This window comes from Oerskovia sp. Root22 (genome assembly GCF_001429135.1).
Lineage (GTDB): Bacteria > Actinomycetota > Actinomycetes > Actinomycetales > Cellulomonadaceae > Oerskovia > Oerskovia enterophila.
This window is the reverse complement of sequence record NZ_LMIL01000007.1, coordinates 201,732-217,694: the sequence shown is the minus strand read 5'-3', so window position 1 is coordinate 217,694 and position 15,963 is coordinate 201,732. Positions and strand designations below refer to the sequence as shown.

Here is a 15,963-nt window from a genome sequence, read left to right as displayed (position 1 = left end):
GGTGACGAGCGTCACGTGAAGACTGCATTGCCTGCAAAGTTGCACGACGTGTAAATTTGCTTGCTGTGCAGAACCTTGTCGAACCCTCTGTCGCCCCCACGGGGCTGCGCGAGCGCAAGAAGCGTGAACGCCGCGAGGCGCTCATCGACGCTGCCCAGACCCTCGTGCTCGAACGCGGGCTGGACGCGGTCACGGTCGACGACATCTGCGCATCGGTCGGCGTCTCGACGCGGACCTTCTTCAACTACTTCGCGTCCAAGGACGACGCCGTGCTCGGGGTCGAGGAGTTCTCGCCCTCGGCCGGTGCTGTCCAGGACTTCGTGGCGGGTGGTCCCACGGGCGACCTCCTCGACGACCTCCAGGAGCTCGTCGCCGACCTGCTCGCGCACCAGGTCATGTCCCTGGAGCGCGTGCACCGGGCGATCAAGCTCGTTGAGCGCGAGCACCGGCTCCTCGCCCGCCACATGTGGTGGATCGAGAACCTGCGGACCGGGCTGATCGACGTGTTCGACCGGCGCCGGACCCAGCACCCGTTCGTGCCCGAGCCCGAGCTGCTCGCGATGGTCGTGATGGCGCTCCTGCGCACCACGACGCTCGAGTGGGAACGGCTCGGCCGCACGGGCGAGCCGGTCGACCACCTGGGCTCGGTCGTCGACCAGCTCCGGGCGCTCGTGTGTCCGGGACGCCCGCCGGGAGAACCCGGCAGCCCCGGCTGACCGCCACCACCACGCCCACGCCCGCCGTCTCGCGTCGGCGGGCGTCACCACCGATCTGACCCCACCCGAACGGATCCCTCATGTCCACCTCCCGCTCCACCACGTCGGCCGCGCCGACCGGGGCCGGCGCGTCTGCCGAGAACGGCAAGCCGCTCATCGTGCTGACGCAGCGCACGGTCTGGCTGATCTTCGGCGCGCTCATGGCCAGCATGTTCCTGTCCTCGCTCGACCAGTCGATCGTCGGCACCGCGATGCCCACGATCGTCGGCGAGCTGCACGGCGTCGAGCACCAGGGGTGGGTCATCACGGCCTACATCCTGGCGATCGCGATCGTCATGCCCCTCTACGGCAAGTTCGGCGACCTGTGGGGACGCCGCTGGCCGTTCCTCGTCGCGATCGGCCTGTTCACCATCGCGTCCGCGGGTGCGGGCTTCGCCCAGACGTTCCCCGAGCTCGTCGCGTGGCGAGCCGTCCAGGGCCTCGGTGGCGGTGGCCTCATGATCCTGTCGCAGGCCATCATCGCGGACATCGTCCCGGCCAAGGACCGCGGGAAGTACATGGGACCCATGGGCGCCCTGTTCGGCATCGCGGCCGTGATCGGTCCGCTCCTCGGCGGCTGGTTCACCGAGGGCCCGGGCTGGCGCTGGGCCTTCTGGATCAACGTCCCGATCGGCATCGCGGCGTTCCTCGTCGCATGGTTCACGCTCAAGCTCCCGAGCCACCGCTCGGGGCGCAAGATCGACGTCGCCGGCATCTTCTTCCTGGTCGTCGGGACCTCGGGGATCGTCCTGCTCACGAGCTGGGAGTCGCTGACCTCCAGCCGGGGCTACGACTGGTCCGACCCCAAGCTCCTGGGCATGGTCGCCGCGACCCTCGCCTCGATCGCCCTGTTCATCGTGGTCGAGCGGCGTGCGGAGGAGCCCCTCCTGCCGCTGCACCTCTTCAAGAACCGCACGTTCACCATCGCGACGCTCATCGGCCTCGTGCTCGGCATGGGCATGTTCTCCGCGCTGGCGTTCCTGCCGACGTTCCTGCAGATGTCGACCGGCGCAGGCGTGACCGAGTCCGGCTTCCTCATGCTGCCCATGATGGTCGGTGTCATGATCACGGCGATCGGGTCCGGGTTCGCGATCACCAAGACGGGCCGCTACAAGATCTACCCCGTCGTGGGCCTCGCGATCACGACCGCGGGCATCATCTGGCTCACGACGATCACGGGCGACATGTCCATGGTCCTGTTCGGCGCCATGATCTTCGTGATGGGTGCCGGCATGGGGCTCGTCATGCAGACCATCGTGCTGGCCGTCCAGAACTCCGTGGACCCCCACGAGATCGGGACCGCGACGAGCGCGAACAACTTCTTCCGCGAGATCGGCGCCGCCGTGGGCACGGCGCTCTTCAGCACGATCTTCACGACGCGGCTGTCGGCCAACCTCGCCGAGGTCATCCCCGGTGGCGCGGCCACGGGTGGGGGAGAGGCGTCGAGCCTGACCCCCGCCGCGGTCCAGGCCCTCCCGGAGCCCGTCAAGACGGGCGTGATCGACGCGTTCACGGACGCGCTCGCCCCGGCGTTCTGGTACCTCGTGCCGCTCGTGGTCGTCGGGTTCGTGCTCGCGTTGTTCCTCAAGGAGGTCAAGCTCTCGGGCGAGGCCGGCATGGTCGCGCGCGGCGAGGCGATCGCCGACCCGAAGGGCGCGCTGGTCGAGGGCGGGACGGACGCGCCGGTGCGCGACGCCGTCGGGCCTGACGGTGCCACCATCCCCACGGGCGACGACCCGGCGGGCGGATTCTCCCGCCAGGACGCGCCGGTAAACTGAACCCCGTGAGCTCCACCAACGAACCGGTCGACGGGTCCGTCGCGTCCTCCGCCCCCACGGCGGAGGGCGCGGCGGACGCGCCCCGCATCAAGGCCAAGAAGTCCGCGAAGATCCAGTTCACGTCGACGACGCTGATGCTGGAGGCGTTCCTGATCCTGTTCGCGACCCTCGTCGCGTACGGGCTGCGCAACGTGCCCTACGCGTGGCCGGACAAGATGCAGGTGCCCTCGGGGCCGGCGATCTGGATCGTGGGCGGCACCCTGATCGTCGTCCTGCTCCTGCTCAGCCGCATGGTCGGCGGGCCGGGCGGGTACGTCGCGGGCTCGGCCGTGCAGATCCCCGTCATCGCGTGCGGCTTCGCCGTCCCGCTGATGTTCCTCGTGGGCGGCATCTTCGTGGTGCTGTGGATCGTCTCGCTGCGCCTCGGCGGGCGCATCGACCGTGAGCGTGCCGAGTACGACGCAGAGCACCCGGAGACCGCGCCGAACATGTGAGCAGGGCCGGTAGGGTCGTGCGCATGACTGATGTTGCAGCCCCCGCACTGGCCGACGCGCTCTCCGAGACCATCGAGCGCACCCTCGTCCTGGTCAAGCCCGACGGCGTCCGCCGTGGACTGTCGGGCGAGATCCTCCGCCGTATCGAAGCCAAGGGCTACACCCTGGCCGCCGTCCAGCTCCTGGACGCCACCCCCGAGCTCCTCGCGGCGCACTACGCCGAGCACGAGGGCAAGCCGTTCTACCAGCCGCTGGTCGACTTCATGCTCTCGGGCCCGACGCTCGCGATCGTCGCCGAGGGCCAGGGCGTCATCCCCGGATTCCGCTCGCTCGCCGGCACGACCGACCCGACCGCAGCCGCGCCCGGGACCATCCGTGGTGACCTGGGGCGCGACTGGGGCCTGAAGGTCCAGCAGAACCTGGTCCACGGCTCGGACTCCCCGGAGTCCGCCGCGCGGGAGATCGCGCTCTGGTTCCCGGGCCTCTGAGCGGCTCCCGCACGACCCGCTGACGCCCGGCACCGCCGGCACGGCACCCTGCAGACAGGCGCCCCCGTCCTTCGACGGGGGCGCCTGCCTGTGTCCGGGGCCGGGCCGGAACAGACCGTCACCTCCCCGGTTCACCCGCCACGTCGCACTAGGCTCTGACCCGTGCACCTCAAGACCCTGACCCTTCGCGGGTTCAAGTCGTTCGCGTCGGCGACGACCCTGCGCTTCGAGCCCGGGGTCACGTGCGTCGTGGGACCGAACGGCTCGGGCAAGTCCAACGTCGTCGACGCCCTGTCCTGGGTCATGGGCGAGCAGGGCGCCAAGTCGCTGCGCGGCGGCAAGATGGAGGACGTCATCTTCGCGGGGACCACGGGCCGCCCTCCGCTGGGGCGTGCCGAGGTGTCCCTGACGATCGACAACACCGACGGCGCGCTGCCGATCGAGTACTCCGAGGTGACCATCTCCCGGACGCTGTTCCGCAACGGCGGCTCGGAGTACGCGATCAACGGGTCGTCGTGCCGGCTCCTGGACATCCAGGAGCTGCTGTCGGACTCGGGCATCGGGCGCGAGATGCACGTGATCGTGGGTCAGGGGCAGCTCGACGCGGTGCTGCGTGCGACCCCCGAGGAACGGCGCGGCTTCATCGAGGAGGCCGCCGGCGTCCTCAAGCACCGCAAGCGCAAGGAGAAGGCGCTGCGCAAGCTCGACGCGATGCAGGCGAACCTGACGCGCCTCGGAGACCTGACGGCCGAGATCCGGCGTCAGCTGGGCCCGCTCGGACGCCAGGCGCAGATCGCGCGCAAGGCACAGGTGGTCCAGCGCGACCTGCGCGACGCGCGGGCGCGGCTGCTCGCGGACGACCTGGCCCAGCTCACCGCGACGCTCGAGCAGGAGATCGCGGACGAGTCGGCGCTGCGGGCCCGCCAGGGTGAGGTCGAGCGGTCGCTCGCGGCCGCGCGCGACGCGCTGGGGGCTCTGGAGACGCAGGCGGCCGAGGCCGCGCCCGCCCTGGCCCGCGCGAGCGAGGTCTGGTACCGCCTGTCCTCGCTCACGGAGCGGCTGGGCGGGACACGGACCCTCGCGGCCGAGCGCTTGCGCCTGCTGGGACGCCCGGAGACCGTGCAGCGCGGACAGGACCCGAACGACCTGGACGCGCAGGCCGCGCGCGCCCGGGCGGCCGAGCTCGAGCTCGAGTCGGAGGTCGCGGTCGCGCGCGCTGCGCTCGAGGCGGCCGTGGGGGAACGGACGGCGGTCGAGGAGCAGGCGCAGGCCGCCGAGCGGGCGCTCGCGACGCTGCTGCGGGGCGCTGCCGACCGCCGTGAGGGCCTCGCGCGCCTGGCCGGCCAGGTCGCCGCTCGGCGGTCGCGCGTCGAGGCGACCGAGGCGGAGATCGGGCGCCTGCGCGAGTCGCTCGCGGAGACCGAGCGGCGGGGGAACCAGGCGAACGTCGAGTTCGCCACGCTCGAGACGCAGGTCGTGGGCGTCGAGGAGGGCGAGGAGGGCCTGGACGCCGAGCACGAGGAGGCGGCCGACGCGGTCGAGCGCACCGGGGCCGTGGTCGCACGGCTGCGCGAGGAGGAGCAGACCGCGGACCGCGAGCGCGCGACCTGGAGCGCCCGCGTCGAGGCGCTCGAGATGAGCCTGGTCCGCAAGGACGGTGCGGGCGCGCTGCTCGCAGCGGACCAGGTGGGCGCTCTCGGCTCGCTCGCGGCGCTGCTGAGCATCGACACGGGGTACGAGGACGCGATCGCTGCCGCCCTGGGGCCGGCCGCGGACGCGGTCGCGGTCGAGAGCCTCGAGGCGGCCGTCGACGCGCTGCGCCACCTGCGCCAGGAGGACGCAGGGCGCGCGAGCCTCGTGGTGGGCGGGGGAGCGCCCGCCGAGGGCACGGTGAGTGCACGGTCCGTCGTCCTGCCCGACGGCGCCGCGTGGGCCGCGGACGTCGTCACGCCCGCGAGGTCGGTCGCCTCGGCGGTGGAGCTCCTGCTCGACGGCGTGGTCGTCGTCGACGACCTGGCGCAGGCCCGTGCCCTCGTGGCGTCGTCGCCTCAGGTCACCGCCGTGACCAGGGGCGGCGACCTGCTCGGCGCGCACGGCGCCTGGGGAGGCTCGGCGACCGCGCCCAGCGTCCTGCACCTGCAGTCGGCGCTCGACGAGGCGCAGACGGCGCGGGACGACGCCGTCGCGCGCGGCGAGCGGACCCGCTTCGCCCTCGTGGGCGCGCTCGAGGAGGCCGAGGAGGCGCAGCAGCGCTACGACGCGACCCTGGACCGGCTCAACGAGTCCGACGCGGCCCTGGCCGCGGTCGCCGAGCAGCTGGGACACCTGGGCGCGACGGCGCGCGCGGCCGCGGCCGAGTCCGCCCGGGTGCGCGCGTCCCTCGAGAAGGCGCAGGCCATGCTGGTGGCCGAGCAGACCGAGCTCGCGGGGCTCGTCGCACGTCACGACGAGGCGGCCTCGGCACCCGAGCAGACCGAGGAGTCGGTCGCAGCCGCGACGGCCGAGCGCGACCGGGCGAACGGTCTCGCGACCGCTGCACGCGCGGCCGAGACCGAGGCGCGGCTCGCGCTGCGCACGAGCGAGGAACGTGCGCGGGCCCTGACGGGGCGCGCGCAGTCGCTCGCCCGTGCGGCGGCGACCGAGCGTGCCGCCCGCGAGCGTGCGGCGGCGCGGGAGGCGGCGCGCGTACGTCAGGCCGAGCGTGCCGAGGCGGTCCGCGACGGCGCCCAGGTCGCGCTCGCCGCGCTCGACCGGTCGCTCGGACGGGCCCGCGAGGAGCGCGACACGGCGGAGGCCGCGCGGGGAGAGCTCGACCAGGCGGTCTCGGCACGGCGGGCCGAGGTCGACGCGCTCGCGAGCCAGCTCCGTGAGCTGACCGACGTGGCACACCGCGACGAGGTGGCTCGTACCCAGCAGCAGCTGCGGATCGAGCAGCTCCACGGCCGCAGCGTCGACGAGCTCGGCCTGGACCCCGAGGTCCTGCTCGACGAGTTCGGGCCCGACCGCCCGGTGCCGGTCCTCGCCGAGGACGGCACGGTCCGCGAGGACGAGGACGGTGAGCCCGTGACCGAGCCGTACGTGCGCGCCGCGCAGGAGAAGAGGCTCCGCTCGGCCGAGCGGGCGCTGGGCCAGCTCGGCCGGGTCAACCCGCTCGCGCTCGAGGAGTTCGCGGCGCTCGAGGAGCGGCACACGTTCCTCACGACCCAGCTCGCCGACCTCAAGAAGTCGCGGGCCGACCTCCTCGAGATCGTCCGCGAGATCGACGAGCGCGTCGAGCAGGTCTTCACCGAGGCGTACCACGACACGGCCGAGCAGTTCGTCCACGTGTTCGGTCGGATGTTCCCGGGCGGCGAGGGGCGGCTCGTCCTGACGAACCCGGACGACATGCTCACCACGGGAATCGAGGTCGAGGCGCGTCCCGCGGGCAAGAAGGTCAAGCGGCTGTCGCTGCTGTCCGGCGGTGAGCGCTCGCTCACGGCGGTCGCGCTCCTGGTCGCGATCTTCAAGGCTCGTCCCAGCCCGTTCTACGTCATGGACGAGGTCGAGGCCGCGCTCGACGACGTGAACCTGGGCCGTCTGCTCGAGATCTTCCGCGAGCTCCAGGAGGACTCTCAGCTCATCGTCATCACGCACCAGAAGCGCACCATGGAGATCGCCGACGCGCTGTACGGGGTCACCATGCGGGGAGACGGGGTCACGACCGTCATCAGCCAGCGGCTGCGCGACGAGGTCCCCGCGTAGCGACGAGCAGGCGGTCGGGTCGCGGCGCCGTGCGCGAGCGACCGGCGCGCGGGTACGGCTGCGGCCATCGAGGCGTGGAGGCCGGCGCCGAGGGCGTGTCCTTCGTCACCTCGCGGACCCGGTCCCGTGAAGATGCTGTGGCGAACATCGGACTCGCCGCCGCAGCGAAGGTCGCCTGGCCGTTCTCCCGTGATAATCGAACGATGTTCTGGATGTTCGTGTTCTTGGGGATCGCGCTCGTGGCGGCCGTCGTCGTCTTCCTGTTCGCGAGCGTCGTCACGCGCATCGACGACCGCAACGACCGGACGGGTCCGCCCGTCGGGCTCAAGGGTTTCTGGCGCGACTTCGTGTCGGGACTCACCTCCTGGCGTCGTTCCCGTCGCGACGAGCACGCCGGCAGGTCGACGGTCGAGCCCGTGGACACGGGCATGGACGAGTTCTTCGCGGCGACCGAGGTCGACGACCCGGCGTACATCGACGCGGACGAGATCACCGACGTGCTGCACCGGGCCCGCGAGCGCGCGACCCACACGCTGCACAGCGCGGGCGTGCGCCGCCCCGCCACGGGGACCGTCCCGTCGGTCTCGTCGACGACGGCGCCGACCAGCCCCCCGGTCCTCCCGCAGGACTGATCTCTTCGCGCCTGCGAGGACGCCTGGCCCGCCTGCCCGCACGTCGCGCCCGGATTTGAGACACTTCGACGGTGAACGATCTCCTCTGGCTCTGGATCACCCTCGCCGTCCTCGTCGTCCTCGGGCTCGGCTTCCTCGGCGTCCGTCGGCGCTCGGGGTCGCGCGACTCCCTCCCTCCCGCCCCGTCGGGCACGACCACGCTCGAGCGCGACGCTCCCGGGGAGCAATCCGCCGAGGCCGCCGAGGGCGGCGGTGTGGCGACGGCCGAGGCGCCCTCGGGCCTCGAGGCTCCTCCTGCGGTCGAGGTCCCCGAGGCGGTCGGCGGCCGTCTCGCACGTCTGCGCGGGCGCCTCGCACGCTCGGGCTCGCCGCTCGGCAGCAAGCTGCTCGCCGTGCTCTCCCGCGACCACCTGACCGAGGACGACTGGGACGAGCTCGAGGAGACCCTGCTGCTGGCCGACGTCGGCGCCGGGCCCGCGGGCGAGCTCATCGACTCGCTGCGCACGCGGGTGCGAGTGCTGGGCGTGCGCGACGCCGCGAGCGTGCGCGCTCTGCTCCGCGAGGAGCTCGTGGCGCTCGTCGACCCGACCATGGACCGTTCGCTCGCCACGGCCCCGCAGACGGCCGAGGACGGGTCCCGGCTGCCCGCCGTCGTGCTCGTGGTGGGTGTCAACGGCACGGGCAAGACGACGACCGTGGGCAAGCTCGCGCGCGTCCTGGTCGCCGAGGACCGCACGGTCGTGCTCGGTGCCGCCGACACCTTCCGCGCCGCCGCGGCGGACCAGCTCGAGACCTGGGGCGCGCGCGTGGGCGTGCGCACCGTGCGCTCGGACCGGGACGGCGCGGATCCGGCCGCCGTCGCGTTCGACGCGGTCCGTCAGGGCCGGGAGGAGGGTGTCGACGTCGTGCTCGTCGACACCGCGGGCCGGCTGCAGAACAAAGCCGGCCTCATGGACGAGCTGGGCAAGATCCGGCGCGTCATCACCAAGGAGGCGCCGTTGTCGGAGGTGCTCCTGGTGCTCGACGCGACCACGGGCCAGAACGGGCTCAACCAGGCACGCGTCTTCGGGGAGATCGCGGGCGTCACGGGCATCGTGCTGACCAAGCTCGACGGCACGGCCAAGGGCGGGATCGTGGTCGCGGTCCAGCGCGAGCTGGGCGTGCCGGTCAAGCTCGTCGGCCTGGGTGAGGGGCCCGACGACCTGGCCCCGTTCGACCCGCAGGAGTTCGTCGACGGTCTTCTGGGCGACTGAACCCGCGGCCGGCCCGGGGGCGAGGACGCCGCCGGGCCGGCCTGGGCGGGGCCTTGACGGGCCCGGGTAACGCAACGTTTACACACGAGTGCACCGCGTCACACCCGCGTAACCGCGCGACAGTCGCAGGGAAACGCCGCTGGACAACTCTTGACCTGTCCGGCCGCCCGGCTGGCGAGGTGAGAGGCGACAGCGCATGCCCTTCGAACTTGACACTGGAAACACGGCCTGGCTCCTGACGTCAGCCGCTCTGGTGCTGCTGATGACCCCGGCCCTGGCGTTCTTCTACGGCGGTATGGTCCGCGGCAAGAGCGTCCTGAACATGATGATGATGAGCTTCGGCGCGATCGCCGTGGTCGGCATCATCTGGGTGCTCTGGGGCTACTCGATGACCTTCGGGTCCGACGTGGCCGGCATCTTCGGCAACCCGACCGAGTTCTTCGGTCTGGCCCCCCTGACCGACGACGCCAACAGCCTCCTGGCAGGCAGCGGCGTCCCGGCTCTCGTGGCGGCAGGGTTCCAGGCCACCTTCGCGATCATCACGGTCGCCCTGATCAGCGGCGCCATCGCGGACCGTGCGCGGTTCGGCGCGTGGCTCGTCTTCGCGGGTGTCTGGGTGACGCTCGTCTACTTCCCGCTCGCCCACATGGTGTGGGGCGGCGGCATCCTCGGTGCCGGCGAGAACGGCATCGCGGCGGCGATCTACGGCGTGACCGACGGGATCGCCAACGTGGCCCCGATCGACTTCGCCGGTGGCACGGTCGTCCACATCAACGCGGGTGTGGCGGGCCTGGTGCTCGCGCTGATCATCGGCAAGCGCAAGGGCTTCGGCAAGGAGCCCATGCGTCCCCACAACCTCCCGTTCGTGATGCTGGGCGCGGCGCTCCTGTGGTTCGGCTGGTTCGGCTTCAACGCCGGTTCCGCCGGGGCCGCCAACGAGGTCGCGGGCCTGGCCTGGGTCAACACCACGGTCGCGACCTGCGCCGCGATGGCCGCCTGGCTGCTCACCGAGCGTCTGCGCGACGGGCACGCCACGAGCCTGGGTGCCGCGTCCGGCATCGTCGCGGGCCTCGTCGCGATCACCCCGGCCGCCGCGGCCGTCAACCCGATCGGCGCGATCGCGCTCGGCGCCGTCGCCGGTGTTCTTTGCGCCCTCGCGGTCGGTCTCAAGTACCGCTTCGGCTACGACGACTCGCTCGACGTCGTCGGCGTCCACCTGGTCGGCGGCCTGGTCGGGACCGTCCTCATCGGTCTGCTGGGCACGGACACGGGCCTGCTCTACGGCGGCGGGATCGACCAGCTCGTGATCCAGGTCGTCATCGCCCTCGCGGCCGTGATCTTCTCCGGAGTCCTCACGTTCGTCATCGGCTTCGTCATCAAGGTGACGATGGGCTGGCGGGTCAGCGAGGACGCCGAGGTCGGCGGGATCGACCTCGCGGAGCACGGTGAGACCGCATACGAGACCATCGCACAGGGTCGTGTCATCCAGGAGGTCAGGGCATGAAGCTCGTCACAGGAATCATCCAGCCGCACCGTCTCGACGACGTGAAGTCCGCGCTCGAGGCCGCAGGGGTCCGGGGCATGACGGTCAGCGAGGCCAGCGGCTACGGCCGGCAGAAGGGCCACACCGAGGTCTACCGCGGTGCGGAGTACACCGTGGACCTGGTCCCCAAGGTCCGCATCGAGGTCCTGGTGGACGACGAGGACTCCTCGACGGTCACCGAGGCGATCGTCAAGGCCGCCCAGACCGGGCGGATCGGCGACGGCAAGGTGTGGACGGTCACGGTCGACGACGTCGCCCGGGTCCGCACCGGCGAGCACGGCGCCGGCGCCCTCTAGGTGATCCGGACCGGACAGGAGAACGGCATGGTGTCGTCAGCGGTGCAACAGGGGGCGCGGTCGAGATGACCGGCGCAGCGCACGAAGGGACCCCCCAGGGGTCCGGCGAACCGGCGGAGGCCCCGTACCCACCTCGGGTGCGGGGCCTCCGGGCCGAGATGCTCGCGGTGGCCCGGGACCTGAGCGGCCCGGGCAGCTCGGGGGTGGCTCGCCGCTCGGCGGTCTGCGCCCTGGTCACGGACCGGCTCACGGCCCTCTGGCAGGAGGCCACGGCCGGCACGAGCACCGAGGGTGTGGCCCTCGCAGCCGTGGGGAGCCTGGGGCGCGCGGACATGGGGCCCGCGAGCGACCTCGACCTGGTGCTCGTGCACGACGGCCGCAGCCACTCGGCCGAGCAGGTCGCGGCGATCGCCGAACGCCTCTGGTACCCGCTGTGGGACGAGGGCGTCGACCTGGACCATGCGGTGCGGTCGCTGTCCCAGTGCCGCCAGGTCGCGTCCAAGGACGTCCCGGCGGCGGTCGGGTGGCTCGACGTCCGTCCTGTCGCGGGCGACGCGCTCGTGGTGCACCGGGCCGCGTCGGCCGTGCTCACGGACTGGCGCTCCGCCTCGCGGCGCCGCCTGCCCGAGCTCCTGTCCTCGACGAAGGAGCGGGCCGAGCGGTCGGGCGAGATCGCGTACCTGATCGAGCCCGACCTCAAGGAGTCGCGTGGCGGGATCCGTGACGCCGTGGTGCTCTCGGCCCTGGCCGCGACCTGGCTGACGGACCGGCCGCACGGCACGGTCGACCGGGCCCACGCGCACCTGCTCGACGTGCGCGACGCGATCCAGGTCGTCACGGGACGGCACACCAACAAGCTCCTGCTCGCGGACCTCGACGAGGTCGCGGCGCTCACGGGGTACGACGACCCCGACGAGCTCCTCGCGAGCCTCGCGGCCTCCGGGCGCGAGATCTCCTACGCGCTCGACACCACGGTCCGCCGTGCCCGCCAGGCCCTCCAGCGGCCGAGCACCACGCGCCGCCCGGTCCTCGTGCGGGGCCGACGGGCCGCGCCCCGGCTGCGGTCGGTCGGGGACGGGCTCGTCGAGCACGACGGCGAGCTCGTCCTGGCCATCGACGCGCACCCCGAGACGGACCCGATGCCGTCGTTGCGCGCCGCCGCGACGGCCGCACGGACGGGCCTGACGCTCTCGCCCGTCTCGGTGAGCAGCCTCGCGCACTGCCCACCGCTCCCCGAACCGTGGCCCGCCGCGGCGCGGGCGGCCTTCCTCTCGCTGCTCGGCAGCGGTCACGCACAGGTCGCGGTCTGGGAGGCGCTCGACCTCGCGGGGGTCGTCACGACCTGGATCCCCGAGTGGGCCGGGGTGCGCAACCGGCCTCAGCGCGCCGCGATCCACCGGCACACGGTCGACCGCCACCTCGTCGAGACGGTCGCGCGGGCCGCGCGCGACCGGAAGGAGGTCGCACGCCCCGACCTCCTGCTGCTCTCGGCGCTGTTCCACGACATCGGCAAGCGGCGTGGCGCGTCCGACCACTCGGAGGAGGGCGCGCGGCTCGTCCCGGGCATCCTGCACCGGATGGGCTTCGAGGACGGGGTGCCCGACGACGTCGCGCGCCTCGTGCGCCACCACCTCACCCTTTCGCGGCTCGCCGTCTCGGCGGACCCGGACGACCCGGCGACCGTCGCCGAGCTCGCCGACGCCGTCGGGCACCGACGGGACCTGCTCGAGGTGCTGCGCGCGCTGACCGAGGCCGACTCCTCATCGCTCGGCCCCACGGCCTGGACCTCGTGGCGCGCGCGCCTCGTGGACGACCTCACGGTCGCGACCCGGGCCGTGCTGCCCGAGCCGGCGCCCCCGACCGGTAGGCTGGGCACTTCCCTGATTCACGAGCGGTAAGGATGACGCGGTGTTCGCCACGCTGTCAGATCGATTGACGTCGACCTTCAAGAACCTGCGGAGCAAGGGCCGTCTCTCCGAGGCGGACATCGACGCCACGATCCGTGAGATCCGGCGCGCGCTCCTCGACGCTGACGTCGCTGTACCCGTCGTCAAGGACTTCACCGGTGCCATCCGGTCCAGGGCCCTGTCGGCCGAGGTCTCCGGCGCGCTCAACCCTGCCCAGCAGGTCGTCAAGATCGTCAACGAGGAGCTCGTGGCGATCCTCGGTGGGGAGAGCCGCGGCCTGCGCCTGGCGAAGAACCCGCCGACCGTCATCATGCTCGCGGGCCTCCAGGGCGCCGGCAAGACGACCCTCGCGGGCAAGCTCGCGCTGCACCTGCGCGAGCAGGGGCACACGCCGCTCCTCGTCGCCGCGGACCTCCAGCGCCCCAACGCGGTCAACCAGCTGTCGGTCGTGGGTGAGCGCGCCGGCGTGCCGGTCTACGCACCGCTGCCCGGCAACCAGGGCTCCGAGGGCGAGTCGGGCACGAGCGTCGGCGACCCGGTCCAGGTGGCGCGCGACGGCGTCGAGACCGCGCGCCAGCGCCAGCACGACGTGGTCATCGTCGACACCGCGGGCCGCCTCGGCGTCGACGCCGAGCTCATGCGCCAGGCCGCGGACATCCGCGACGCGGTCGACCCCGACGAGATCCTGTTCGTCATCGACGCCATGATCGGTCAGGACGCGGTCGCGACCGCCAAGGCCTTCGAGGAGGGCGTCGACTTCACGGGCGTCGTCCTGTCGAAGCTCGACGGCGACGCGCGCGGTGGTGCGGCGCTGTCGGTCGCCCGTGTGACGGGCCGCCCGATCCTCTTCGCCTCGACCGGTGAGAAGCTCACCGACTTCGAGGCCTTCCACCCCGACCGCATGGCCTCGCGCATCCTCGACATGGGTGACGTGCTCACCCTCATCGAGCAGGCCGAGAAGGCGTTCGACTCCGAGCAGGCCGCGAAGATGGCCGAGAAGGTGGCCACGGGCCAGGACTTCACGCTCGCGGACTTCCTCGTCCAGATGCAGCAGATGCGCAACATGGGCTCCATGAAGAAGATGCTCGGCATGCTGCCGGGCATGGGGCAGATGCGCGAGGCGCTCGACAACTTCGACGAGCGCGAGGTCGACCGCATCGAGGCGATCATCCGCTCGATGACGCCGGGCGAGCGCGAGAACCCCAAGATCATCAACGGGTCGCGCCGTGCGCGCATCGCCCGTGGTTCGGGTGTCACCACGAGCGACGTCAACCAGCTCCTCGACCGGTTCGCGGGCGCGCAGAAGATGATGCGCCAGATGAGCCGCGGCGGCGGCATGCCTGGCATGCCGGGCATGGGCAACCTGCCGGGTATGGGGGGCAAGAAGGCCCGCGGGCGCGTCGCGCCCCCGGCCAAGGGGCGCAAGGCGAAGTCCGGCAACCCGGCCAAGCGGGCAGCGGAGGAGGCCGCGCGCCAGGCGCGCGCCCTGGGCGGCCCAGCCGCGCCGCCCGCGGCGCCCGGTGCAGCGTTCGGTGGGCTGGGTGGCGCGAAGGCCACCCAGAAGTCGACCGACGCGACCGACCTGCAGCTCCCACCCGACCTGGAGAAGTTCCTGGGGCGCTAGCGCGCTAGGTTATGTCCTGCAGGTCACGGTGGCTCACACCCGACCTTCGTCCGACCCCTCGTCCGACACCGTGGTCCGGCCCGTCCGGCTGCGCGACGGACGCACCCCGACCGTCCGAGAACCTGGAGACCGATGTCCGCGCTGGAAGGCCCCTCGCTGCACATCAGAGGTCGCATCCTCCTGGGAGACGACCGCGAGGTCTCCGACCTCTGGGTCAAGGACGGCCACGTCACGCTGACCCGCCCGTCCGCGCAGGGCACGAACATGGTCGCGATCGAGGGCTGGGTGCTGCCCGGGCTCGTGGACGTGCACTGCCACGTCGGTCTTGGTCCTGACGGGCCGGTCGACAACGCGACCGCACAGGCGCAGGCCGTCGCGGACCGCGACAGCGGCGTGCTCCTGCTGCGTGACGCGGGGTCCCCGCTCGACACCCGGTGGGTCCGGTCGCGCCGCGACCTGCCGCGCATCGTGCGGGCGGGGCGCCACATCGCGCGCCCCAAGCGCTACCTGCGCAACTTCGGTCTCGAGCTCGACGACGTCTCGCAGCTCCCCGAGGTCGTGCGCCAGGAGGCGCGCGCCGGGGACGGCTGGGTCAAGCTCGTCGGGGACTGGATCGACCGCGACCTCGGCGCCGACGGCGACCTGCGCCCCCTGTGGCCGCAGGACGTGCTGACCGAGGCCGTCGCGGTCGCGCACGCCGAGGCCGCGCGCGTCACGGTCCACGCGTTCTCGAGCGAGGTCGTCCCCTCGCTGCTTGCCGCGGGCGTCGACTGCATCGAGCACGGCACCGGGATCCACCCCGACGACATGTACACGCTGTCCGAGCGGGGCATCGCCGTGACGCCCACGCTCCTGCAGGTCGCCGAGTTCGAGAACATCGCCCGGCAGGCCGAGGGCAAGTACCCGCTCTTCGCCTCGCGCATGCGTGACATGCACGAGCGTCGGTACGAGCAGGTGCGCCAGCTCCACGAGGCCGGCATCCAGCTGTTGGTCGGCACCGACGCGGGCGGCACCCTCGGTCACGGCCGGATCGCCGACGAGTGCGCGGAGATGGTGGCCGCGGGCGTCCCGACGGCCGACGTCGTCGCGGCCGCGAGCTGGCAGGGGCGTGAGTTCCTGGGCTACGGCGGGCTCGTCGAGGGGTCGAGCGCGGACCTCGTGGTCTACCCGGAGGACCCGCGCGAGAACATCGAGGTGCTGCGGCACCCGAAGGCCGTGGTGCTGCGCGGGGAACTGGTGTCTCCGGTCTGAGGGGTGGGGCCCTCGCCTGGGCGCGTCGTGCGTGGTGGGTGGGGGTGGTTGTCTCCGGTCTGAGGGGTGAGGCCCTCGCCTGGGCGCGTCGTGCGTGGTGGGTGGGGGTGGTGTCTCCGGTCTGAGGGGTGGGGCCCTCGCCTGGGCGCGCCGGGTCCCGGAAGGACGGGTTGGTCGCACCGTGCCTGGTCTGGCACAATA

At 72.5% G+C, this 15,963-nt stretch carries 12 protein-coding genes; all 12 read left to right on the top strand.

The annotated features are described in order from the left end of the window. Positions 1-65 precede the first annotated feature (65 nt). The 12 genes from ASE15_RS05835 (at position 66) to ASE15_RS05780 (ending at position 15,762) form a co-directional block, all read left to right on the top strand. Positions 66-716: a TetR/AcrR family transcriptional regulator gene (locus ASE15_RS05835; RefSeq protein ID WP_056762126.1), complete on the top strand. Its 651-nt coding sequence runs from the start codon at positions 66-68 to the stop codon at positions 714-716. An 80-nt stretch (positions 717-796) separates the two neighbouring features. Next, positions 797-2,533, top strand: coding sequence for an MDR family MFS transporter (locus ASE15_RS05830; RefSeq protein WP_082618237.1), 1,737 nt, complete (start codon positions 797-799; stop codon positions 2,531-2,533). 5 nt (positions 2,534-2,538) lie between these two features. Further along, positions 2,539-3,027, top strand: a complete 489-nt coding sequence (locus ASE15_RS05825; RefSeq protein ID WP_255354249.1) for a DUF4233 domain-containing protein — start codon at positions 2,539-2,541, stop codon at positions 3,025-3,027. Between the two features lie 23 nt (positions 3,028-3,050). Continuing rightward, positions 3,051-3,515, top strand: coding sequence for a nucleoside-diphosphate kinase (gene ndk, locus ASE15_RS05820; RefSeq protein ID WP_056648652.1), 465 nt, complete (start codon positions 3,051-3,053; stop codon positions 3,513-3,515). A gap of 162 nt (positions 3,516-3,677) precedes the next feature. After that, on the top strand, positions 3,678-7,256 hold the full coding sequence (gene smc, locus ASE15_RS05815) for a chromosome segregation protein SMC (RefSeq protein WP_200960514.1): 3,579 nt from the start codon (positions 3,678-3,680) through the stop codon (positions 7,254-7,256). Between the two features lie 137 nt (positions 7,257-7,393). Further along, positions 7,394-7,888 (top strand): hypothetical protein, encoded by a 495-nt coding sequence (locus ASE15_RS05810; protein WP_157257468.1) that lies wholly within the window; start codon positions 7,394-7,396, stop codon positions 7,886-7,888. Between the two features lie 71 nt (positions 7,889-7,959). Continuing rightward, entirely contained in the window at positions 7,960-9,141 is a 1,182-nt protein-coding gene (gene ftsY / locus ASE15_RS05805) for a signal recognition particle-docking protein FtsY (protein WP_056762125.1), read from the top strand. Between the two features lie 196 nt (positions 9,142-9,337). Continuing rightward, positions 9,338-10,645: an ammonium transporter gene (locus ASE15_RS05800; protein ID WP_056648657.1), complete on the top strand. Its 1,308-nt coding sequence runs from the start codon at positions 9,338-9,340 to the stop codon at positions 10,643-10,645. Next, complete coding sequence (locus tag ASE15_RS05795; RefSeq protein ID WP_056648660.1) at positions 10,642-10,980, top strand: P-II family nitrogen regulator; 339 nt, start codon at positions 10,642-10,644, stop codon at positions 10,978-10,980. The genes ASE15_RS05800 and ASE15_RS05795 overlap by 4 nt, the downstream gene beginning before the upstream one ends. Before the next feature lie 65 nt (positions 10,981-11,045). Then, on the top strand, positions 11,046-12,878 hold the full coding sequence (locus ASE15_RS05790; protein WP_056762123.1) for a [protein-PII] uridylyltransferase: 1,833 nt from the start codon (positions 11,046-11,048) through the stop codon (positions 12,876-12,878). Between the two features lie 10 nt (positions 12,879-12,888). Then, the gene (gene ffh, locus ASE15_RS05785; protein ID WP_056762089.1) at positions 12,889-14,511 is read left to right on the top strand and encodes a signal recognition particle protein; all 1,623 of its coding nucleotides are present in this window, start codon (positions 12,889-12,891) and stop codon (positions 14,509-14,511) included. Positions 14,512-14,643: 132 nt separating this feature from the next. Beyond that, complete coding sequence (locus ASE15_RS05780; RefSeq protein ID WP_056648666.1) at positions 14,644-15,762, top strand: amidohydrolase family protein; 1,119 nt, start codon at positions 14,644-14,646, stop codon at positions 15,760-15,762. Positions 15,763-15,963: the final 201 nt, after the last annotated feature.

Bases quoted from the DNA above. Each gene is read 5' to 3' on its own strand.
- ASE15_RS05795 (WP_056648660.1), top strand. From the start codon at position 10,642: ATGAAGCTCGTCACAGGAATCATCCAGCCGCACCGTCTCGACGACGTG.
- ASE15_RS05780 (WP_056648666.1), top strand. From the start codon at position 14,644: ATGTCCGCGCTGGAAGGCCCCTCGCTGCACATCAGAGGTCGCATCCTC.
- ndk (WP_056648652.1), top strand. From the start codon at position 3,051: ATGACTGATGTTGCAGCCCCCGCACTGGCCGACGCGCTCTCCGAGACC.
- ASE15_RS05830 (WP_082618237.1), top strand. From the start codon at position 797: ATGTCCACCTCCCGCTCCACCACGTCGGCCGCGCCGACCGGGGCCGGC.
- ASE15_RS05800 (WP_056648657.1), top strand. From the start codon at position 9,338: ATGCCCTTCGAACTTGACACTGGAAACACGGCCTGGCTCCTGACGTCA.
- ASE15_RS05790 (WP_056762123.1), top strand. From the start codon at position 11,046: ATGACCGGCGCAGCGCACGAAGGGACCCCCCAGGGGTCCGGCGAACCG.